The 19,157-nt window shown below is 69.3% G+C and carries 19 protein-coding genes and 1 pseudogene; 13 read left to right on the top strand and 7 right to left on the bottom strand.

The features are described 5' to 3' along the window. The first annotated feature begins 61 nt into the window (after positions 1-61). The 6 genes from VGB24_RS19255 (at position 62) to mnmE (ending at position 5,074) form a co-directional block, all read left to right on the top strand. A complete protein-coding gene (locus VGB24_RS19255) occupies positions 62-322 on the top strand; it encodes a hypothetical protein (protein WP_331074572.1) in 261 nt (86 codons plus the stop codon). A 501-nt stretch (positions 323-823) separates the two neighbouring features. Then, the gene (gene rpmH / locus VGB24_RS19250; RefSeq protein WP_331022193.1) at positions 824-976 is read left to right on the top strand and encodes a 50S ribosomal protein L34; all 153 of its coding nucleotides are present in this window, start codon (positions 824-826) and stop codon (positions 974-976) included. 38 nt (positions 977-1,014) lie between these two features. After that, positions 1,015-1,404: a ribonuclease P protein component gene (gene rnpA, locus VGB24_RS19245; protein ID WP_331074571.1), complete on the top strand. Its 390-nt coding sequence runs from the start codon at positions 1,015-1,017 to the stop codon at positions 1,402-1,404. Then, positions 1,401-1,598: a membrane protein insertion efficiency factor YidD gene (gene yidD / locus VGB24_RS19240; RefSeq protein ID WP_331022195.1), complete on the top strand. Its 198-nt coding sequence runs from the start codon at positions 1,401-1,403 to the stop codon at positions 1,596-1,598. The genes rnpA and yidD overlap by 4 nt, the downstream gene beginning before the upstream one ends. A gap of 35 nt (positions 1,599-1,633) precedes the next feature. After that, positions 1,634-3,394, top strand: coding sequence for a membrane protein insertase YidC (yidC, locus tag VGB24_RS19235; protein ID WP_331074570.1), 1,761 nt, complete (start codon positions 1,634-1,636; stop codon positions 3,392-3,394). 306 nt (positions 3,395-3,700) lie between these two features. Then, on the top strand, positions 3,701-5,074 hold the full coding sequence (mnmE, locus tag VGB24_RS19230) for a tRNA uridine-5-carboxymethylaminomethyl(34) synthesis GTPase MnmE (RefSeq protein ID WP_331074569.1): 1,374 nt from the start codon (positions 3,701-3,703) through the stop codon (positions 5,072-5,074). A 149-nt stretch (positions 5,075-5,223) separates the two neighbouring features. Here the strand turns inward: mnmE and VGB24_RS19225 are convergent, their stop codons facing one another. From VGB24_RS19225 to VGB24_RS19210, 4 genes are read right to left on the bottom strand one after another with little or no spacing between them, the layout of a single operon-like run. Further along, entirely contained in the window at positions 5,224-5,499 is a 276-nt protein-coding gene (locus tag VGB24_RS19225; RefSeq protein ID WP_331074568.1) for an acylphosphatase, read from the bottom strand. A 4-nt stretch (positions 5,500-5,503) separates the two neighbouring features. After that, entirely contained in the window at positions 5,504-6,304 is an 801-nt protein-coding gene (locus VGB24_RS19220; RefSeq protein WP_331074567.1) for a hypothetical protein, read from the bottom strand. Then, a complete protein-coding gene (locus VGB24_RS19215; protein ID WP_331074566.1) occupies positions 6,301-6,756 on the bottom strand; it encodes a phage holin family protein in 456 nt (151 codons plus the stop codon). Before VGB24_RS19215 ends, VGB24_RS19220 begins: the two co-directional genes overlap by 4 nt. A gap of 12 nt (positions 6,757-6,768) precedes the next feature. Further along, entirely contained in the window at positions 6,769-7,332 is a 564-nt protein-coding gene (locus VGB24_RS19210; protein WP_331074565.1) for a hypothetical protein, read from the bottom strand. A 320-nt stretch (positions 7,333-7,652) separates the two neighbouring features. On the opposite strand from VGB24_RS19210, the gene mnmG reads away from it, so the two are divergent. The 6 genes from mnmG to VGB24_RS19180 all read left to right on the top strand — a co-directional run bounded on the left by mnmG (position 7,653) and on the right by VGB24_RS19180 (position 13,840). Further along, entirely contained in the window at positions 7,653-9,527 is a 1,875-nt protein-coding gene (gene mnmG / locus VGB24_RS19205) for a tRNA uridine-5-carboxymethylaminomethyl(34) synthesis enzyme MnmG (protein WP_331074564.1), read from the top strand. A 347-nt stretch (positions 9,528-9,874) separates the two neighbouring features. Next, positions 9,875-10,687: an AAA family ATPase gene (locus VGB24_RS19200; protein WP_349263942.1), complete on the top strand. Its 813-nt coding sequence runs from the start codon at positions 9,875-9,877 to the stop codon at positions 10,685-10,687. 3 nt (positions 10,688-10,690) lie between these two features. Continuing rightward, a complete protein-coding gene (locus VGB24_RS19195; RefSeq protein WP_331074562.1) occupies positions 10,691-11,593 on the top strand; it encodes a ParB/RepB/Spo0J family partition protein in 903 nt (300 codons plus the stop codon). A 100-nt stretch (positions 11,594-11,693) separates the two neighbouring features. After that, positions 11,694-12,503 carry a M23 family metallopeptidase gene (locus VGB24_RS19190; protein WP_331074561.1) on the top strand — a complete coding sequence of 270 codons (810 nt, stop codon included), beginning with the start codon at positions 11,694-11,696 and terminating at the stop codon, positions 12,501-12,503. Positions 12,504-12,573: 70 nt separating this feature from the next. After that, the gene (locus VGB24_RS19185; RefSeq protein ID WP_331074560.1) at positions 12,574-12,945 is read left to right on the top strand and encodes a polymer-forming cytoskeletal protein; all 372 of its coding nucleotides are present in this window, start codon (positions 12,574-12,576) and stop codon (positions 12,943-12,945) included. Between the two features lie 136 nt (positions 12,946-13,081). Then, the gene (locus VGB24_RS19180; protein ID WP_331074559.1) at positions 13,082-13,840 is read left to right on the top strand and encodes a Nif3-like dinuclear metal center hexameric protein; all 759 of its coding nucleotides are present in this window, start codon (positions 13,082-13,084) and stop codon (positions 13,838-13,840) included. Between the two features lie 334 nt (positions 13,841-14,174). On the opposite strand, the gene VGB24_RS19175 is transcribed toward VGB24_RS19180, so the two are convergent. Further along, entirely contained in the window at positions 14,175-14,921 is a 747-nt protein-coding gene (locus tag VGB24_RS19175) for an HD-GYP domain-containing protein (RefSeq protein WP_331074558.1), read from the bottom strand. A 74-nt stretch (positions 14,922-14,995) separates the two neighbouring features. Here VGB24_RS19175 and VGB24_RS19170 point away from each other — a divergent pair, with 74 nt between their 5' ends. Beyond that, a complete protein-coding gene (locus VGB24_RS19170) occupies positions 14,996-15,616 on the top strand; it encodes a TIGR04282 family arsenosugar biosynthesis glycosyltransferase (RefSeq protein WP_331074557.1) in 621 nt (206 codons plus the stop codon). Positions 15,617-15,731: 115 nt separating this feature from the next. Here VGB24_RS19170 and VGB24_RS19165 read toward each other — a convergent pair whose 3' ends face one another. Together VGB24_RS19165 and VGB24_RS19160 are read right to left on the bottom strand one after the other, a co-directional pair. Beyond that, positions 15,732-18,434, bottom strand: a complete 2,703-nt coding sequence (locus tag VGB24_RS19165) for a DUF5916 domain-containing protein (RefSeq protein WP_331074556.1) — start codon at positions 18,432-18,434, stop codon at positions 15,732-15,734. 613 nt (positions 18,435-19,047) lie between these two features. Further along, positions 19,048-19,157: pseudogene (locus VGB24_RS19160) on the bottom strand (IS5/IS1182 family transposase); the annotation flags it as partial.

The following is a 19,157-nucleotide window of genomic DNA, read 5'->3' as shown; positions in this document are numbered from 1 at the left end:
GCGCCTGTATAGCCTTGGAAGCCCACAGTGGGAATTCCCACCATTGATGGAGGAGGCTTGGATGAAAGTAGTCGCGGAGCGGGACGTCCGGGTGGACAGCAAGAAGCGAGTGACGCTGACCGGTGCGGAGTACGAGCACTACCGGATGAGCCGGTATGATGACGGGCGCATTCTGCTGGAGCCCCGGGTGCTGCGTGTCCCCGATGCGATCTCCCGGCGCACGCTTGCTCATGTGGACGAGGCGGTGACCAACCTTGCCACCGGCGTCGTTGGCGACGAATTCGATCTCGACGAGGTGCGGGACCTGATCGACGAACCCTGAACCAAGCTGGGCGGATGCCGTATGTGGTTCGGAAGGGCGTACCCGAAATGCTGGAGCTCTGGAAGCGCCTCCTGAAGGGCCACCGGCAGAACTCCCTCTCTCCAGCGGATCGCGAGCTCTTCAAACGCTGGGCGAAGGCGATTGCGCTTCTCCGTGACGACCCCCGGCACCCTGGCTTGCGGACACACGAGATCGAACCGTTGTCGCGCCGGTACGGACGCAAGGTCTTTCAGTCGTATCTGTACGGGCCCGAGGACGGCCACATCACGGTGGTCGGCCTGGAGCCACATCCCGAGGACCGGAAGTCCCGGGGGTATGACCGGGTCTCGTTGTCCAACCTTCCCCCGCGCGACCCGCCAGGCTGACGATTCGGATCTCCCGTCGTGGACGGGGTCGCAGGTTGACGGAACCGGCCACCTCCGCTACATTCACTGTCTTTGCCACAAAGGCCTTCCCGGCCCTCCATTCTCGTTACGACGCAGCACCCGAAGGGGTTGACCGATGAAGCCGAGTTATCGTCCGCGCAACCGCAAGCGGATCAACAAGCATGGGTTCCGGGCCCGGATGGCCACCAAGGGCGGCCGCGCCGTCCTGAACGCCCGCCGCCGCAAGGGGCGCCACAAGCTGGTGGTCGAAGTTCCGAGCAAGTACTGAGCGGCGTCCCGAACGCCGCGCGCAGCGCACCCCGGTCCATGGACCCGGACGGCGCGGGCGAACGGCAGGGCTTCGGCCTGCCCAGGCGGGCGCGGATCACCTCTTCGGATGAGATCCGCGCATTGTTCAGACGGGGGAAGAGGAGCAAGACGCGCCACCTGGACGCGTTCGTCTCCCCTTCCCCCGCTCCGTTTGCGCGCCTGGGCGTCGTGGTTCCCAAGCACAAGCGCACCATCGTGAAGCGAAACCTGGTCAAGCGCCGGCTTCGCGACCTGGGGCGCACCGTGGTGCTGCCGGCACTCCGAAACCGCGGGCTCGCATTGGACGTACTGTTCCGTGCCCGCCCCGAAGCCTACACGGCCTCGTTCGCGGACCTTCGCGACGAGGTGGCCGCGCTCACGGAGGAGCTGTGCTCGCGCGCGCGATGATGTCAGCCATCCGCTTTTACCAGAAGGGGATCTCGCCGCTGAAGCCTCCCGTCTGCCGCTTTCATCCCACGTGCTCGCACTACGGGCTGGAGGCGCTGCAGCGGTACGGCGCGGCGCGCGGCTCGTGGCTGCTGCTGAAGCGGCTGCTGCGCTGCAACCCCCTGTGCAAGGGTGGCTTCGACCCCGTTCCCTGAGCGGGCCGACCCGTACCCGGTGGAACCACCACAAGATGGATCAGACCAAGCGGCTCATTCTCTTCATCGTCCTCTCGACGGCGTTCATCTTCGCGTGGGAGGCGCTCTTTCCGCGCACCCCCCCGGCACCCGTGCGCCCCCCGGCGGATTCCGCGGCAGCCAGCAGCCCGGCCCGGACGCCGGCGCCGGGGCTGCCCGCCTCGCTGCCTTTTACGGGGCCGTCACAACCCGGCCAGCCCGAGCGGTTCGTGCACGTGCGCTCGCCGCTGTACGACTACCGCTTCTCCACGCGCGGCGCGGCGCTGAACGCGGCCACGCTCCCGCGCTTTTCCAGCTACGTTCAGGACGGCGGCAGCGTGCAGCTGGTGCCGCGCAGCGCGCGCGACGTGCTGGCGCGCCGCCTGGTCGTGGGCCGCGACACGCTTGACTTCCGCGGCGTGCACTTCACCCCCGATGCCGCGTCGCTGGTCCTGCGTGAAAGCGACGGACCGCGGCAGCTGCGCTTCGTGTCGGACCCGGTGGGTTCCGTGCGCGCCGAGCTCACCTACACCTTCCGGCCCAACGACTACGCGGTCGACGTGCAGGGGCGCTTCACTGGCCTGCCCGCCGGTGTGCAGCCGCAGATGGTGACGGAGCTGGGCACCGGGCTGGCCCCGCACGACTCGCCCGAGCACGGCTCGGCCAACGAGCTGGCGGTGGTGGGATGGAACCGCGAGCGGGTGGAGCGCGAGGCCATCCGCGGAATCCAGGCGCCCGACACCCTCGCCGGGCCGCTGGTGTGGACGGGCATCAAGGACCGCTACTTCCTGATCGCCCTCATCAACGCCGGGCGCGAGCAGTTCAGCCGGGTAGAGATGGAGCCGGCGCGCGACATCAAGTACACGCTCAACGGCGACACCCTGCAGTCGCCCCGTGCCCGCGCCCGCGCCGTGCAGCCGCTGGGCGCCGGCGGCACGTTCCGGCAGCAGGCGTACCTGGGCCCGCAGGAGCACGCGCGCCTGGCCGCCGTGGGCCATGAGCTGGAAGAGGTGAACCCGTACGGCTACCGCTGGCTGCGGCCGGTGGTGCGGCCCATCGCCGCCGCCGTGCTGTGGACCCTGAACGGCCTTCACAACACCCTGGGCCTTCACTACGGGTGGGTGCTCATCCTGTTCGGCTTCCTGGTGCGCGGCGTCACCTGGCCGCTGAACGCGCGGGCCATGCGCGCGCAGATGAAGAACATGGCGGTGCAGCCGGTGCTGCAGTCGCGCATGAAGGAGATTCAGGAGAAGCACCGCGGCGACCCGGCGAAGATGAACGCCGAGATGATGGCGCTGTACCAGGAGCTGGGGGTCAACCCGCTGTCGATGATGTCGGGGTGTCTTCCGCTGCTGATCCCCATGCCGGTGATGATCACGCTGTTCTTCGTGTTCCAGAGCGCCATCGAGTTCCGCGGCACCAGCTTCGCCTGGTTCCCCGACCTGTCGCTGCGCGATCCGCTGTACCTGCTGCCGGTGTTCCTGGTGGTGTCGATGTTCGGGCTGCAGTGGGTGAGCACCAAGCTCAGCGGGATGGAGCAGAACGAGCAGACGCGGATGATGATGTACATGATGCCGGTGATGATGGGCATGTTCTTCTTCGCCATGCCGTCGGGGCTGAACCTGTACTATGCTTCCACGAACGTCGCCTCGTTCCCGCAGCAGATCCTGATCGCCAACGAGCGCCGCCGCGCGACGGAAAAGCAGAAGGCCGAGCAGAAGGTGGCCGTCAAGCACGATGCGTTGAAGCGCATTCCGGCGAATCGGAAGCGCAAGTAGCGCCAGCGTTGGTGGTCGTCAGAGCGCCCGCTCTCCTGGTGGAGGGCGGGCGCTTTTGCATGGACGAAGGGCGCTTGTCATCCCGACGGAGCGGCCACGATCAGCCCTGCCCGTGCATCCCGGACCGCAGCGACTGAGGGATCCGCCACACAGCCCCGGGCGAGCTTCACGGTCCTCCTCGCACGAGAACAGGCCAGTCCGCGAAGGCGGCCTTCGTGGGGTCGTTGCAGCGACTTCAGTCGCCCGGGGCGGCCGGGGAGAGGGTCCTCCCTTTCGCGCGCCTCCGCCCCGCCCCATCATCCCGCCATGCTCTCGCTTCCCTTCCCCGCCGACACCATCACCGCCATCGCCACGCCGCAGGGGCGGGGCGCCGTGGCGGTGCTGCGCCTGTCCGGCCCTCGTGCAATCGACATTCTCCGCGCCATCGCACCCACCTTGGGCGAGATCGCACCGCGGGTGCAGCGCCTGGTGGCGCTTCGCCATCTGGAGACGGGCGAGCTCCTGGACCGGGGGCTGGTGACGTACTTCGCCGCGCCGGCCAGCTACACCGGCGAGGACACCGTGGAGATCGCCACGCATGGCGGCGTGCTGACGCCCCAGCTGGTGCTCGATGCCCTGCTGGCGGCCGGCGCGCGTGCGGCCGAGCCGGGCGAGTTCACCCGCCGCGCGTACCTCAATGGCAAGCTCGACCTGCTGCAGGCCGAGGCCGTCGCCGACCTGATCGACGGCCGGTCACGCGCCCTTCACCGCGCGGCCGTGCACCAGCTGGAGCGCGGCCTGTCGCGACGCATCGGCGAGCTGCGCGACGCCATCATCGGCACCGAGGCGCTGATCGCCTACTCCATCGACTTTCCCGAGGAGGACGAGCCGCCCGTTCCCCCGGCTCGCATTCGCGCCTCGGCCGGGGACGTCATCGGGCGGATCGATGCGTTGCTGGCTACGGCGCCGGAAGGCGAGCTGCTGCGCGAGGGCGCGCTGACGGTGCTCGCCGGCCGCCCCAACTCCGGGAAGTCGTCGCTGTTCAATGCGCTGCTCGGAACCGAGCGCGCCATCGTCACCGACATTCCGGGGACGACCCGCGACGCGCTGGAATCGTCCGTCTCGATCGACGGCTATCCGTTCCGCCTGGTGGACACGGCCGGGCTGCGGGAGACGGTGGACACGGTGGAGGGGATGGGGATCGAGGTGGCGCGCCGGTACCTTGCGGCCGCGGACTTGGTGCTGTTCTGTGTAGAGGCCGGACGGGAGATGGAGGAGGACGAGGCGGCGTTCGTCGCCAGCGTCGACCCCGTCCGCCTGGTGCTCGTGCGGACCAAGCGCGACCGATACAGCGGGGCGGCGGCGGACGCGTCGGGCGCGGTTCCGGGCGTGGCCGTCTCCACCGTGACGGGGGATGGTCTGCCGGCGCTTCGGCAGGCGCTGCTCGCGAGGGCGTTCGGTGGCATCCTCGGCGAACCGGGAGAGGTGCCCCTTGTCACCCGCGAGCGGCACGCGCGTGCGCTGCGGACCGCGCGCGACGAGGTCAACGACTTTCTGGCCGCACTGGACGACGACGTGCCGATGGAGTTCGCGGCCACGCACCTTCGCGGGGGCGCGGGGGCACTGGAGGACCTGGTGGGGGCGGTATCGGTGGATGACGTGCTCGATCGCGTCTTCGGCAGCTTCTGCGTGGGCAAGTAGCCCTCGCGAGACGCTGCCGGGCGACATTTCGCTCGAAATTCGCTTTCATCGCGCGCGAATGGCCCAGACGAGGCAGAGTATTCCCGAATTCGGGATCGCTCGTCTATCGCGAATCTCGTAGGCCGTGTTTCTTCGGGATAGCTTCGGATTCAGCGGACGATGGCGAACTCCCCGTTGCGGAAGCCGTCCGAGGAGAAGGAGAGGAGTTCGACGGCGTCCACCAGCGCCCCGGGCGGGCCCTTCGCCAGTTGTGCGCGCAGCTCCGCCAGGCGCGCCTCGGACCCACGGGCGTGTACGACGACGGCACCGTCCGGCAGGTTGCGGACGGTGCCGGAAACACCCAGCCGGTTAGCGAGGGAGCGGGTCCACCAGCGGAACCCCACTCCCTGTACCCGGCCGGTCACGCGATAGCCAGCCTCGGCCATCCCGTCAGAGGTCTTCCTGGTGGCTGGGAGGACGCGATCCGCCCGTGCTCCCCGCCCCCGATCCCGACGTGCCGGCCCGGCTGGCGCCTGCGGTCGAGCCGCCGCCGCCGCCGCCGCCGTAACCACCCGCCGACCCGCCACCGCTGGCCCCGCCCGTCGAGCCGCCGGTGCGTCCACCCGAGCTGCCGCTGCCCGAGGCGCGGCTGGTGGAGCCGCCGGCCGACCCGCCCTGGCTGCCCCCGCCCTGCTGGCCGCCCATGAAGCCGTCGATCAGCTCGGCCAGGAAGCCGCTGCCCTGGCTGTTGGTCTGGCTGAGGAACCCGCGCGCGCCCTGTGCGATGCCGGCGCTGATGCCGCCCATCAGGGCGCTGCGAAGCTCCCGCCGCGCGCGCGACGCCTTCGACGTGCCGTAGTCATCGTCCCCGTCGTCGTCACGGGCCGCCATCACGAAGCCGATCGCGAACGCCACGCCCAGGATGGGCAGCGGGTTGTCGCGAAGGCGGTCTACCAGGCCGCGCTGCTCCATCGCGCGGTTCGCCCGCTCGCGGGTGGTGCTGGCCGCGCGTGCCACCCGCGGCCCCACTTCGCCCGCCAGGTTGCGGGCACCCTCGCCCACGCGGTCGCGAATGGCCTCGGCCGCGCCGCCCAGCCGGCTGCGGCTGCCGCCCTCTTCGCTCCCCGCGAACTGCAGACCCTCGTACTGGTCGCCGCCGCCGGCGCTGTGCAGGCCGCTATGCACTTCGCCGGATCCGCCCTTGTCGCCCATTGCGGCCGAGCCGCCGGCGTTGCGTCCGGTGCCGCTCATGCCAGATCCCGCTTGGCCTGCTTGATCTCGCTCTGAAGCCATTGCTTGTCCTCCTTGAGAGTCTCGAGGGTGCGGGTCGGCGCCACGCTCTCGTGCTTGAGCTTGTTCAGGTTGCTCTTGGCGAGCAGCCCGCCGACGATCACGAACAGCAGTCCGACGATCAGCGCGCCGAGCCAGTACTCGTTGAGCGCATCGCCCACCGCCAGCACCAGGAACAGGATCAGCACCATGGCGCCGATCAGGGCGATCACGCCGCCGATCGCCACCATGGTAAGGTCGCGAGCCACGCTCTTGACGTTGGCCTGCAGCTCGGCCTTGGCCAGCGCCACTTCCTGGCGGACCAGCGTGGCGCTGTCCTGCGCCAGCTGCCGGATCAGGTCGCCGAGCGGGGCATCTCCCGATCCCGTGCCCATGCCGTCGGACCGGCCGGGTGTGGTGTGAAGGTCCGCCATGGTTTCCTCCGGTTAGCGCAGGACCTTGCCAGCCACGAAGCCGGCGCCAACCGCCAGCAGCAGCGTGCTCAGGGGGCGGGTGGCGACGATGCCGCCCAGCTCGCGTTGCAGCGAGGTGGTGTCGTTGTCCCGCAGGTAGCGCGCGATGCTTTCCAGCGTGTCAGCCGCGGTGTGGCCGTACTGGTTGGCGCGCTCGCCCACGCCCTTCTTGGGGATCAGGCCGGCGACGCTGTCGAGCTTCTCGGCCACGTTCTCCAGCTGCTCGGCCGCCTGCTCCAGCATCTGGTCGGCACGCTCCTGCAGCTGCTCCACGCCGCTCACGCGGTTGGTGCCGCCCGTCGTCTCACCCGATCCCGTGGTGCCGGTCGATCCGCTCAGGGTCGCGGCGCCGCCGCCCAGCCCCGAACCGCCGGTGCTCCCACCGCTGCTGCTCGCGCCGCCGCCGGTGGACGATCCACCGCTCGTCGAGCCGCCTCCGGAGGTGCTGCCCGTCGCGCCCAGCCCACCCGTGCTTCCGCCCGTCGAACCGAGGCTGGAGCCACTGCCCCCCGTCCCGGTATTCCGTTCGTCTTGCATCCTCATCCTCCCCGTTGCTGGTTCCCGTGCTTGGGGTCGCCTGGGGGTGCAACACGTATGCCAAGGGTTAGGGGGTGCGTGAGTGCGGAAGTGCGTTAGTGCGTTAGTGTGTGCGCCTCAATCGCCTACCGTTACTCACGCACTCACGCACTCACGCACTCACGCACTCACGCACTCACGCACTCACGCACTCACGCACTCACGCACTCACGCACTCACGCACTCACGCACTCACGCACTCACGCACTTCATTGTTCCACGTGGAACACACCCCTGCTCACGATGTACAGGACAGCGTCGCATCATCACACGCACAGGCAATGATGGAAACGCGGTACGACGTGATCGTGATCGGCGGGGGGCATGCCGGAGTGGAGGCCGCGGGTGCGGCCGCCCGCGTCGGCGCGCGCACGCTGCTCGTGACGCCCAACCTGGAAGGAATCGGGCAGATGAGCTGCAACCCCGCCATCGGGGGTGTGGCCAAGGGCACCGTCGTGCGCGAGGTAGATGCGCTGGGGGGCATCATGGGGATGGCGACCGACCGCTCGCGCATCCAGTTCCGCATGCTCAACCGCTCCAAGGGCCCCGCCGTGTGGGCGCCCCGTGCGCAGTGCGATCGCGGTTTGTACCCCCGCGCGGCCCGCTCGCTGCTGGAGCGGAACCCCGGCCTCCACTTTTTCCAGGGCATGGTCGGGTCGCTGTTGATGGATGGGCAGCGTGTCGCCGGGGTGCGCACGGAGGCGGGATACGAGTTCCGCGCTCCCTCCGTCGTCCTGACCGCGGGCACCTTTCTTCGCGGCCGCATCCACGTCGGCAAATCGCCTTCGGTGCCTGCCGGGCGTGCGGGAGATCCGCCGTCCATCTCCCTGGCCGAGCAGATGGAGGCGCTGGGGATGGAGGTGGCGCGCTTCAAGACGGGCACGCCGCCCCGCGTGGACGGGCGCTCGGTGAACTTGGATGCACTGGAGCTGCAGCCGGGCGAAACCCCCGAGTACCGCCTTTCCGTCTGGGAGCGCGCGCCCCTGCTGCCGCAGCTCCCCTGCTGGATCACCTGGACGGGAGAGCCGCTGCAGGAGATCATCCGCGGCAGCCTTCACGAGTCGGCACTGTACGGGGGCGAGATCGCGGGGCGCGGACCGCGCTACTGCCCGTCCATCGAGGACAAGATCGTCAAGTTCCCCGACGCCGCGCGTCACCAGGTTTTCCTGGAACCGGAGGGGCTGGATACCCACGAGCTGTACGTCAACGGCCTCTCCACTTCCCTTCCCGGCGACGTGCAGCTGCGGATGCTGCGCAGCATTCCGGGGATGGAGAACGTGCGGATGACCAAGGTGGGGTACGCCATCGAGTACGACTACTATCCTCCCCACCAGCTGCGATCGACCTTGGAGTGCAAGGCGCTGGACGGGCTGTTCCTGGCGGGCCAGGTGAACGGGACCACGGGGTACGAAGAGGCGGCCGGCCAGGGGCTGCTCGCGGGTGCCAATGCGGCCTTCGCGGCGCTGGACCGCGATCCGCTGATCCTGGAGCGCGACCAGGCGTTCGTCGGCGTACTCGTGGACGACCTGGTGACCAAGGGCACGGACGAGCCCTACCGCCTGTTCACCTCGCGCGCCGAGTTCCGCCTGACGCTGCGGCAGGACAACGCACTCCAGCGCCTCGCACCCATGGCCGCCGAGCGCGGCCTGTTGACGGATGCGCAGAAGGCATCACTGGACCGACGGCTGCGGCTGTCCGAGCAGATGGATGGCTGGCTGAAGGTGACCAACGCTTCGCCCGCGCAGGTGAACCCGCTGCTGGAAGCCGCAGGGTCTTCCCTGCTCCGCGAACCCACGCGCCTGTCGCTGCTGATCAAGCGGCCGAACGTTCCGGCGGCGGCCCTGGTGGATGCGGTCGGCGGCGCCCCGGAGGCAGAGGCCCACGAGTTTGCGGACGCGCTGACCACGGCCGAGATGGAGCTTCGCTACGAGGGGTACCTGGAAAAGGAGCGCAACCGTGCCGAGGCCCTGCGCCGTCAGGCCGACTTTGCCCTGCCCGTCGCGCTGGTCTACCCGGAGCTGCACTCGCTCTCGTTCGAGGCGCGGCAGAAGCTGGACAGGATCCGGCCGGCGACGCTCGCGCAGGCCGGGCGGATCCCCGGTGTCAGCCCGAGCGATCTGCAGAACCTGGTGATGGAGGTTCGCAAGCGGGGCTGACGCTGGCGCCCGTTCATGGGGGTGGCCCGCGTCGCAGACACGGCCATTTTCTACCCAACTGAGACGATTTCCGAAAGCCTGCCGAACAAAAGCGGCTTCTCAGAATCGTTTATAGCTCACGATCGTGCACTTACGAGGGTGGTGCGCCGCCCGCGAGGCTGAAACGCGACAAAAGCGATTCTCGTGCGAAATACTCGCCTGTGTTCCACGTGAAACATCTCTGAAGCGGCTCCTTTCGGCGGCAGCGTGACGATCGTGCTCTCGCCCGTTCTTCCACTTCTTTCCACGCGCGCGCGCGCGTATATTGCCCGGGCAGCATCCAACCCCACCTCATCGTGAGGACGAGCGTGTCGCGCATCATCGCCATCGCGAATCAGAAGGGCGGCGTCGGCAAGACCACTACGGCCATCAACCTGGGCGCCTGCCTGGCCGTGGCCGAGAAAAAGACGCTCGTCATCGACATGGACCCGCAGGGCAACGCCACCAGCGGCCTGGGCATCGACAAGGAAGAGGTGCAGCGGTCCATCTACGACGTGCTCATCGAGGGGATGAAGGCCGACGAGGCCATCATCGGCAACGTCCACTTTCCCTACCTGGACGTGCTGCCCGCCACCCGCGACCTGGTGGGCGCCGAGGTGGAGCTGGTCAATCGCACCGGCCGCGAGAACATCCTGCGCAACGCCATCGCCACGCTGCGCGACCGGTACGATTACGTCCTGATCGACTGCCCGCCGTCGCTGGGCCTGCTGACGCTGAACATCCTGGCCGCGTCGGACTCGGTGCTCATCCCCATCCAGTGCGAGTTCTACGCGCTCGAAGGGCTGTCGCAGCTACTGAACACGGTGACCATCGTTCAGAAGAGCCTGAATCCGGGGCTTCAGATCGAGGGCGTGCTGCTGACCATGTTCGACAGCCGTCTGAACCTGTCGCGCCAGGTGGCCGACGAGGCCAAGGAGTACTTCGGGCCCAAGGTGTACCGCACCACCATCCCGCGGAACGTGCGCATCGCCGAGGCGCCCAGCTTCGGGAAACCGATCGTCCTCTACGACGTGATCTCCGTGGGCGCCAAGAGCTACCTGGCCCTGGCCAAGGAGGTCATCGCCCGCAAGGGTCGCAAGGGCGCGGCGGCCGAGGCGCCCGCGCTGGCGGCGGGGGAGTAGGCCATGGCGATGGCAAAGAAGGCCCGGCTGGGCCGCGGCCTGAGCGCCCTGATGGGCGAGTACACGGATGAGCCGCCGGCCGAGGCTACCGAGCAGCCCAGCTCGGTTCCCACCTCGCACATTACGCCCAACCCGTTCCAGCCGCGCCGGGAGTTCACCCCCGAGCAGCTGTCGGAGCTGGAAGAGTCCATCCGGCAGAACGGCCTGCTGCAGCCGCTGGTGGTGCGGCGGGCGAGCGCGGATGCGCCGGACGGGGCGGAGTGGGAGCTGGTGGCGGGCGAGCGCCGCTGGCGGGCCGTCCGCAGGCTGGGGTGGACCGAGGTGCCGGTGGTGGTCCGCGAGCTGGACGACCGGGCCATGCTGGTGGTCGCCATCGTCGAGAACGTGCAGCGCGCCGACCTGTCGCCGCTGGAAGAGGCCGCGGCCTATCGGCGGCTGATGGACGAGTTCAGCTTTACGCAGGCCGAGGTGGCCGAGAGCGTGGGGCGCGAGCGGTCTACCGTAGCCAACCTGCTGCGCCTGCTGGCGCTACCTGCGTCGGTGCAGCGGCTGGTGAACGAGGGCGCGCTTTCCATGGGCCACGCCCGGGCGCTCTTGGGCCTGGAGGATGAGCGCGAGATGGCGGACCTCGCGCGCCAGGCCGCCGACACCGGGATGACGGTGCGCGCCGTGGAAGACCGCGTCCGCACGCGCCGCCCCGTCGGCAAAGGCAAGTCGCCGGAGCCGCCCGCCACTGGCAGCGACGCCGAGGTCCGCCGGCTGGAAGCGGAGCTGCAACGGGAGTTCGGCACGCGCGTCCGCATTCACCACAGCGGCACCGCGGGCCGCATCGAGATCCCGTTCCTGAACGCGGACGATTTCGATGGACTCATGGAGAAGCTGCTCGGGCACGACAGAACGAAGTAGTGCGGAAGTGAACGGCACCACGCCTGGAGCTCCGCACTTCGCCCACGCACCGGGTTACTTACGCACTAACGCACCTCGCACTCACGCACTGCAGTTCAAGATGCCGGACGAACGCCGGATGACGGTCATCGTGGTTCCCAACGACCGCGACAACACCCGCACCTTCGAGCTGACCTACCGTCGGCTGAGGCGGCTGGCGGTTGGCGGGGGCATCACCGCGTTCGTGCTGCTGATGATGGCGGGGTCGTGGATCTGGCTGGCGGGGCAGGCGGCGCGGGTGCCCGGCCTGCGCACGGAGGTGCGCGAGCTCAGGCGCGACCGCGTGCAGATGCAGCAGCTTTCGCGGCAGCTGCAGGAGATCAGCACCGAGTACGCCAAGGTAAGGGGGATGCTGGGTGCCGACTCCGCGGCATTGCCCCGGGTGGAGGAGGCCGGCTCCGCGACGCCCGCGGCCGACACCGCCTCGGGCGACTCGGCGGAGGGCGACGCAGGGGCCACGGCCACCGCGTCCTCACGCGCTGGGCTGCCCCGCCGCTGGCCGCTGGCGGCGCGGGGCTACGTGACGCGCGGACAGCGGCGCACGCGCGGCGGGCTGCACCCCGGCATGGACATCGCGGTGGCCTCGGGGTCGCGCATCCTGGCATCCGGGTCCGGCGTGGTGTCGGAGGTGGGCGAAGACAGCGTGTACGGCCGCTACGTGCGCATCGCGCATCCCGGCGGGTACGAGTCGCTGTACGCGCACGCCTCGGAGCTGCTGGTGAGGGCGCGGCAGAGGGTGCCGGCCGGCGAGGTGATTGCGCTCAGCGGCAGCACGGGCGTTTCCAGCGGGCCGCACCTCCATTTCGAAATTCGCAGGAACGGGCAGCCGGTAGACCCGGTTACGATGATCCACAACCCGAACACACAGTAGCCGAATGCTGGGACGGAAGGGCGCGGACGATCGCGCGGTGGCGGCGCGTGCGGCGGCGGGAGAAGGATCGATGTCCATCATCGGCCCCGGCATGAACATCACGGGCGACCTGGTGACCGAAGGCACCGTGCGCGTGGAGGGCCGCATCGAGGGCACCGTGCGCGCCGGCAAGGCGGTGATCATCGGCAAGAGTGGCGAGGTGGTGGGCGACGTCATCACCCAGGACGCGGTGATCGGCGGGCGGCTGCGCGGCACCCTGGTGGCCGAGAGCCGGCTGGAGCTGCAGGCCACCAGCGACATCGAGGGGCAGATCCGCGCCCCCGCGCAGCACCTGCAGCTGGAAGAGGGAGCGCGCTTCAACGGCCAGATCCAGATGCTGGACCAGGGCCAGATGGCGGCGCTTCCGCCGGGCTCCGGCGCAGAGAACTCCACAGACGCGTAAGGTTTATCCACATCCGTGCCGAACAGGTTCAAGCCGTTGCACTGCAACGGCTTGCCTGTTTTCCACAGGCAGGGTGCCCCGTTATCCACCGGGGTTTTCCACATTCTTGTGGGAAGGCCCACAACCCGTTCCCAACGTGGAGCTTCGCGCCCTCGTCACCTACCTGGACCGGTACCTTCGGGCCACGGACGTACTCGATTATCCTAACGCACTGAACGGGCTCCAGGTAGATTCGGGCCGCACCGACGTGCGGCACATCGCCGTCGCCGTCGACGCCGCGCAGGTGACGATCGACCGGGCGATCGCCGGCGGGGCCGACCTGCTGATCGTGCACCACGGCCTGTTCTGGGACGGCAATCGAGCCGTCACCGGAAGGCGCTACGCCCGGCTGAAGGCGCTCTTCGACGCCGACCTGCCGCTCTACTCGGCGCACCTGCCGCTGGACGTACATCCGGACGTCGGGAACAACGCCGTGCTGGCCCGTGAGCTGGGCATCGACATCCAGGGCGGCATGGGCGACTACAAGGGCCTCCAGGTGGGTGTCTGGGGAACCATGGACGCAATCCACCGCGACGCACTCTCCGCACGTCTGAGCGAGCTGCTGGAGGGTCCGGTCACGATGGCGCCCGGCGGACCGGAGCTCGTCCGGCGAGTGGGGGTGATTACCGGCGGCGCGGGAGGGAGCGTGGGGGACGCGGCGGCGCTGGGGCTGGATGCGTTCGTGACCGGCGAGGGGGCTCACCACAACTTCTTCGACGCGGAGGAGGGCGGTGTGAACCTGCTGCTGGGTGGCCACTACGCGACGGAAACGGGGGGGGTGAAGGCGCTGGCGCGGCATCTGGAGGCGGAGTTCGCGATTGAATGGTCGTTCATTCACCATCCTACCGGGCTGTAGCTCCCCAACTGGGTGCGTCGTCCCCCGTCGAGTGCGCGCCCGCGGCCCCCGCCCCGGCGGTTGAAACCGCGGCTGGAACGTCACGAAGTCCGCCTTCGCGGACTGCACGCGTAGCCGAGCGCGCCAGGCCCGCTGAAGCGCACCGGGCTGGCTCCCTTCCCCCGCGCAGTTTGCGGGGGAGGGGTTGGGGATGGGGGGCGCCGTGGGCCGCACCGAATGCAGCCGAAACGCACACGAATTCGACCTCCCGCCGCGGGAGAGGGGCCGGGGTGATGAGGACTGCCGGGAACTGCGCCGGCCGCGCCGATCGCAGCCTAACCCCGACTTTACCATCCTATTCCGTCACCCCAGACGCCGCGTTGCGCTCGGCGAACAGATCACGCTCGGCTACGTCGTTCCACCGCTCCCGCACGGCGGGAGTGTGGGCGAGCTCCACCAGGGCCGGGTCGAACTGCGAGCCAGCTCCCTTCCTCAGCTCCTCGAGCGCGTCTTCCAGCGGCATGGCGTCGCGGTACTTCCGGGGCTGGGTCATGGCGTCGAAGGCATCGGCCAAGGCGATGATGCGCGCGCCGAGCGGAATGTCGTCGCCTTTGAGGCCGCACGGATAGCCGCTGCCGTTCCAGCACTCGTGGTGCGACGAAACGATGGCGCGGATCCCAGGATGCTCGGGCTCCAGCGGCGCCAGAATATGGGCGCTCTCGTGCGGATGCGACTTGATCTCGGAGCGTTCCTTTTTGCTCAGCCGCTTGCGCGAGTGCACGATGTGGAAGAAGCGGTCGTCGATCTTGCCCATGTCGTGAAGCAGCGCGGCGACGCGGAGCGTTGGCAGCTCGCGGCGCGGCATCCGGCAGGCCTGGCCCAGCGCATAGCAGAGGTCGGCGACGCGGCGGCTGTGGCGCGCGGTGACGGGGTCGCCCGCGCTGAGTGCGTTCAGCGCTAGTTCCACCATCCGCCGGTGCATCATGCGCGTGCGGTTCTGCCGGGCAGAGGCCTCGACCATCCATGCGAGGCCCACCAGGCCCGCGCTGACCATGGCGACCGCCGCCGTGCGCGTGCCCTGCCCCGCTTCTGAATTCGGCATTCCACGTGAGTGATCGAGGTTCCCGCCACGCCGCAAGGCCCGGCGTGTCTGCACAGGACATTCCACACGCGCCGATGGCCATCCTGGTGTTCGTCCGCGCCCCCGAAGCGGGCCGGGTGAAGACGCGGCTGGCCGCCTCCATCGGCGCGGAGGCCGCGCTGCGCGTGTACCGCCGCCTGGCCGAGCACGCGGTTCGCGAGGCGCTGGACGTCGCCGGCGCGGAGGTGCGGGTGCACTTCACCCCGGCCGACGCGGAGGCGCCCGTACGCGCATGGCTTGGCGATGGGCCGGCGCTGCTGCCGCAGGCTGACGGCGACCTGGGGGAACGGATGCGCGATGCCTTTGCCCAGGCGTTCTCGGATGGACATCGGCGCGTGGTGATCATTGGATCGGACCTGCCGGAGATGCGGGCCGAGCTGCTGCGCCGCGCGATTTCACTGCTGGACGATCACCAGGCGGTGATCGGGCCCGCTCGGGACGGGGGATACTACCTGCTGGGGCTCATGGGGCTGGTCGAGGGGCTCTTCGAGGGGATCGCCTGGAGCACCCCAGGCGTGCTCCAGGCCACGCTGGAGCGCCTGGAGGCGGCGGGCATCACCCCCGCCCTGCTGGAGCCCCTGACGGACGTGGACGAGGTGCAGGACCTGCCTCCGGGATGGCAGGACGCACGCGCGTTTCACGTGGAACACGACTGACCATCCTGGTTTCACGCAGAGGACGCAGGGACAAAAGAGAGGACGCAGAGAAAAACACCTTCTTTTCTCTGCGTCCTCCTTCAGTTCTCTGCGACCTCTGCGTGAAATGCAGTGATCAGCGGCCGATCCAGTACGTGGCCTTGATCACCAGCACGTTGTCGGGCTTGGAATCGAAGATCCCGTTCGCGTCGCGGCCGAACTCGAAGTCGCCGTACGTCTGCCCATCCGAACGCTGCTGCTGCCACACCAGGAAGAGCGTGCTTCCGGGCCGGTACTCCCACCGCAGCACGGCGTTCCCGCGCAGCGAGCGCACGTTGAAGTCCGGGTTGCCGAAGCGGAAGCCCTGGTCCGCCGCGGGGTCGCCATCCGTATCCAGGCGATACGTTGCCGGGGTGCCGTCGGCGCGCGTGGCGGCTACGGACAGCTCCGCGTCGGTGAAGGTGCGCAGGTCCAGGCTGCGCGGCCGCTCGAACTCCTTGAAGTTGCGGTAGTCCCCCGCCGCCACGAACGGCTGCGCGTACAGCTCCAGCGACATCGTGGGCGAGAACGTCCAGTTGAGGCGCGTGCTCATGGACACGGTGTGCTGCTCCAGGTCGGCGAACACGGCGCGCCGGCCGAACATGGCCGTGGCCGTGGGGTCCGTGAACTGGCGGACGTACGACGCCCGGCTGTCGCTGTAGTTGTAGGCCGGCGACAGGGTGAGCTGCACGTTGGTGGTGGGCTTGAAGCGCACGCTGGCGTTCGCCTCCACGAAGCTTCCCCCGTCCGCCGCCCCGCCGAAGCCGGGGTTCATCGACAGCACCACCGGCTTGCGCGAATCGGTGCTCATCCGCGGACCCACGTACCAGCTGGCGGCGCGGCGAACGGCGGCGCCCCCGCGGGTAGCGCGGTCGGAGTACACCTCGGGCCGATAGTGGCCGTAGATGCCCGCATCCCAGTAGTTGTGGAAGGTCCCGCTGGCGAACGCCTGCACCTGGCCGTCGGTGCGGTCGCCGTCGAAGTTCACCTGGTTCTGCCCGCCCGCGCCCACCACGAAGTTCCGGTACCAGCTCCCCGGCTGGGTCCACTGCCGCAGCACGTTGCCGTGCATCCACACGTAGTCGGCCTGGGTGAGGAACGCCATGTCGTTCACCTCGAAGCCCGGGCTGCGGTAGTTGACGGAGGACTCCCACAGCCAGTCGCCGCTCTCCTTGCTCAGCCGCGCGTAGCCGCCGAAGCCGCGCAGCGCGGTGGCGCCGGTTTCGTACCGGTCGCTGAACACCCCGTTGGCGCCCTGCTCGCGGTCGGGACGGTTGAAGTAGCGCGCCGACGAGCGCTGCAGGCGCCCGATGGCCAGCGAGTCGCCGATGACGTTGCTCAGGGCCACGTTCCCCATCAGCCGGTACGTCTGGTTCTTCCAGTACAGGTTCCAGTCGGCGCCGAGGGCCTCGGCGTGCGCGGGAAGCTGGTCGCGCAGCAGGCCGTCGCCGTCGCCGAAGCGGCGGACCACGGAGGTGGCCATCAGCCCCCAGGTGCGTGCGCCGCCCGCGGTGGTGCGGCGCACGCGGCCCATGAAGTAGTTGGTCAGCGGCTCCACCGTGTGCTCCGCCACGGGGCCGGTGGCGTTGCGCACGCGCGACACTTCGCGCGCCGTCACCGCCTCCAGCGCGCCGATCTGCCATCCGCCCGCCGTGCGCCCCGTGAGCTTGGCGGCGCCGATCAGCCGCGCGTTGGCGGGGCGATCCTCGTACTCGTACTGCTCCGGCAGCCCGCCCTGCGGCGACCGGCCGATGCGCCGCGAGTAGAACAGCGACATCCCGCTGACGTTGCTGCAGGTGAAGCAGTTGAGCCCGCCGAAGCTGAGCAGGCCGCTTCCCTCCACGAAGAAGGGGCGCTTTTCTTCGAAGTAGCTTTCGAACGCGCTCAGGTTCACCACCGCAGGGTCCTGCTCCACCTGGCCGAAGTCGGGGTTGATGGTGGCCGACAGCGTGAGGTTGGAGCCCAGCAGCGCCCGCACGTCGGCGCCCACGCGGGTGTCGTACTCGCGCTCGTGCTGGAAGGGGCTCCCCGGCTGCGTGGGCGTAACGTACGATGCACGGCTGACCGCGTACGGCATGATCTCCAGCCCGCGCGGACGGCTCTCGACGCGAATGCCGGCCAGGTGCCCGAAGCGCGGCGGCCCGCCCGTTTCCTTGCTCCCCCAGAACGACCACATCGACGTTTCGTTCAGCCGCTGGGCCTGCCGCATGATCTGCATGCCCCACGTCTGCTCGACGGCGCTGGAAAAGCGCAGCTGGCTCCAGGGGATGCGCATCTCGGCCGTCCACCCCAGCGAATCGACGTGCGTCTGGGCCACCCAGACGGGGTCCCACGACGGGTCGGCGTTGGCCGAGGCCTGCCCGGCGTCGTACTTGACGCCCGACGGGTTCACCTGCAGCACGGTGCGGCCGGCGTGGTCGTGAAAGGTGTCGAACGTCAGCTGGATGTAGTCGCTTTCCACGTTCTGGTCGCGACGCGTGAGCTGCTTGCGCACGCCGGCGGCGCCCAGCGAGTCGTACATCCGCGCGCCCACGTACAGGGCGGTCTCGTCGTAGGCGAACCGCACCTCGGTGCGCTGCGTGGCGGGCTGCCCCTCGTTGGGCTCCACCTGGCGGAAGTCGCTGGCCGGTGCGGGCGTCTTCCACACGTCTTCCTCGAGCCGCCCGTCCAGCACGATGCCCGCGGCGCGGTGGGCCGACACGCTGGGCGTGCCCGCCGGGTGTGTGTCCTGCGCGGCGACGGGTGATGCGAGCACGCCTGCTGCGAGCAGGGCGGCGATGGTGGTTTGGATTCTGTTCATGGGCGCTGCCCCGAGTCTGGGTGCTGCATGGTCCTGCAGAACGGATATTGGATGCAGCAAGTGGCCAGGTGGTTTACTTGGGGGTGCTACGGGTTTAGCAGTGCGCGGGTTTCAGGATAGGCGGAGTCGGTCGCCGCAGCCGTGGGAGCGGATGAATCCGCCGCAACGAACGCGGAAAGGCTCCCAAAGGGCCGGGTGGCTTCGGTGGCATGCAGGCACCCGAATGCCCGGTGCGCACCCCCGCCATGGGCGGGTGAACCCGCGGCTGGAAAAGCGGTAAGCCCCGACACGGCCGCTGGCGCGTCCGTTCGGGGCTTCAACACCACGCGCGCCGCACCTGCCGAAGCGCGATCGAATTCTCCCCTCTCCCGCTTGCGAGAGGGGCCGGGGGAGAGGGCAGCCGGGGACTGCGCCGGCCTCTGCTGTACCGCACCAAAGCTCGCCGGCGATCCCGACGTGCACACCATACCTCAGGGCCGCGCCGAGGTCACGGGCCCGGTGCCCGCTGCCGCGCCCCGGGCTGGTACGTGCCCCATGCAAGATCCTTCGGCCCGCGAGGGATGCTCTGCGGGCGAGTGCGGTGCGCCTGGGCCTCAGAGGGTGTTGAGAAACGTCAACTTGGCCGAAGCCGACGGAGCATGAGACCCGACATCGCAAGATGGATCCATGCTTCGCTACTCTCCGGCAGGCCCTCGTAGTCCTTGCTCAAACGGCGGCAGCGCC

The organism is Longimicrobium sp., from assembly GCF_036399935.1.
GTDB lineage: Bacteria > Gemmatimonadota > Gemmatimonadetes > Longimicrobiales > Longimicrobiaceae > Longimicrobium.
The sequence above is the reverse complement of the archived record's forward strand: the minus strand, read 5'-3'. Positions and strand labels throughout refer to the sequence as shown.

Excerpts from the sequence above, each read along its gene's own strand:
- VGB24_RS19165 (WP_331074556.1), bottom strand. The coding sequence starts at position 18,434 with ATGAACAGAATCCAAACCACCATCGCCGCCCTGCTCGCAGCAGGCGTG.
- rnpA (WP_331074571.1), top strand. The coding sequence starts at position 1,015 with ATGGACCCGGACGGCGCGGGCGAACGGCAGGGCTTCGGCCTGCCCAGG.
- VGB24_RS19220 (WP_331074567.1), bottom strand. The coding sequence starts at position 6,304 with ATGAGCGGCACCGGACGCAACGCCGGCGGCTCGGCCGCAATGGGCGAC.
- VGB24_RS19210 (WP_331074565.1), bottom strand. The coding sequence starts at position 7,332 with ATGCAAGACGAACGGAATACCGGGACGGGGGGCAGTGGCTCCAGCCTC.
- mnmG (WP_331074564.1), top strand. The coding sequence starts at position 7,653 with ATGATGGAAACGCGGTACGACGTGATCGTGATCGGCGGGGGGCATGCC.
- VGB24_RS19170 (WP_331074557.1), top strand. The coding sequence starts at position 14,996 with ATGGCCATCCTGGTGTTCGTCCGCGCCCCCGAAGCGGGCCGGGTGAAG.
- VGB24_RS19215 (WP_331074566.1), bottom strand. The coding sequence starts at position 6,756 with ATGGCGGACCTTCACACCACACCCGGCCGGTCCGACGGCATGGGCACG.
- VGB24_RS19225 (WP_331074568.1), bottom strand. The coding sequence starts at position 5,499 with ATGGCCGAGGCTGGCTATCGCGTGACCGGCCGGGTACAGGGAGTGGGG.
- yidC (WP_331074570.1), top strand. The coding sequence starts at position 1,634 with ATGGATCAGACCAAGCGGCTCATTCTCTTCATCGTCCTCTCGACGGCG.
- VGB24_RS19195 (WP_331074562.1), top strand. The coding sequence starts at position 10,691 with ATGGCGATGGCAAAGAAGGCCCGGCTGGGCCGCGGCCTGAGCGCCCTG.
- rpmH (WP_331022193.1), top strand. The coding sequence starts at position 824 with ATGAAGCCGAGTTATCGTCCGCGCAACCGCAAGCGGATCAACAAGCAT.
- VGB24_RS19185 (WP_331074560.1), top strand. The coding sequence starts at position 12,574 with ATGTCCATCATCGGCCCCGGCATGAACATCACGGGCGACCTGGTGACC.
- VGB24_RS19190 (WP_331074561.1), top strand. The coding sequence starts at position 11,694 with ATGCCGGACGAACGCCGGATGACGGTCATCGTGGTTCCCAACGACCGC.
- VGB24_RS19175 (WP_331074558.1), bottom strand. The coding sequence starts at position 14,921 with ATGCCGAATTCAGAAGCGGGGCAGGGCACGCGCACGGCGGCGGTCGCC.
- yidD (WP_331022195.1), top strand. The coding sequence starts at position 1,401 with ATGATGTCAGCCATCCGCTTTTACCAGAAGGGGATCTCGCCGCTGAAG.
- VGB24_RS19255 (WP_331074572.1), top strand. The coding sequence starts at position 62 with ATGAAAGTAGTCGCGGAGCGGGACGTCCGGGTGGACAGCAAGAAGCGA.
- mnmE (WP_331074569.1), top strand. The coding sequence starts at position 3,701 with ATGCTCTCGCTTCCCTTCCCCGCCGACACCATCACCGCCATCGCCACG.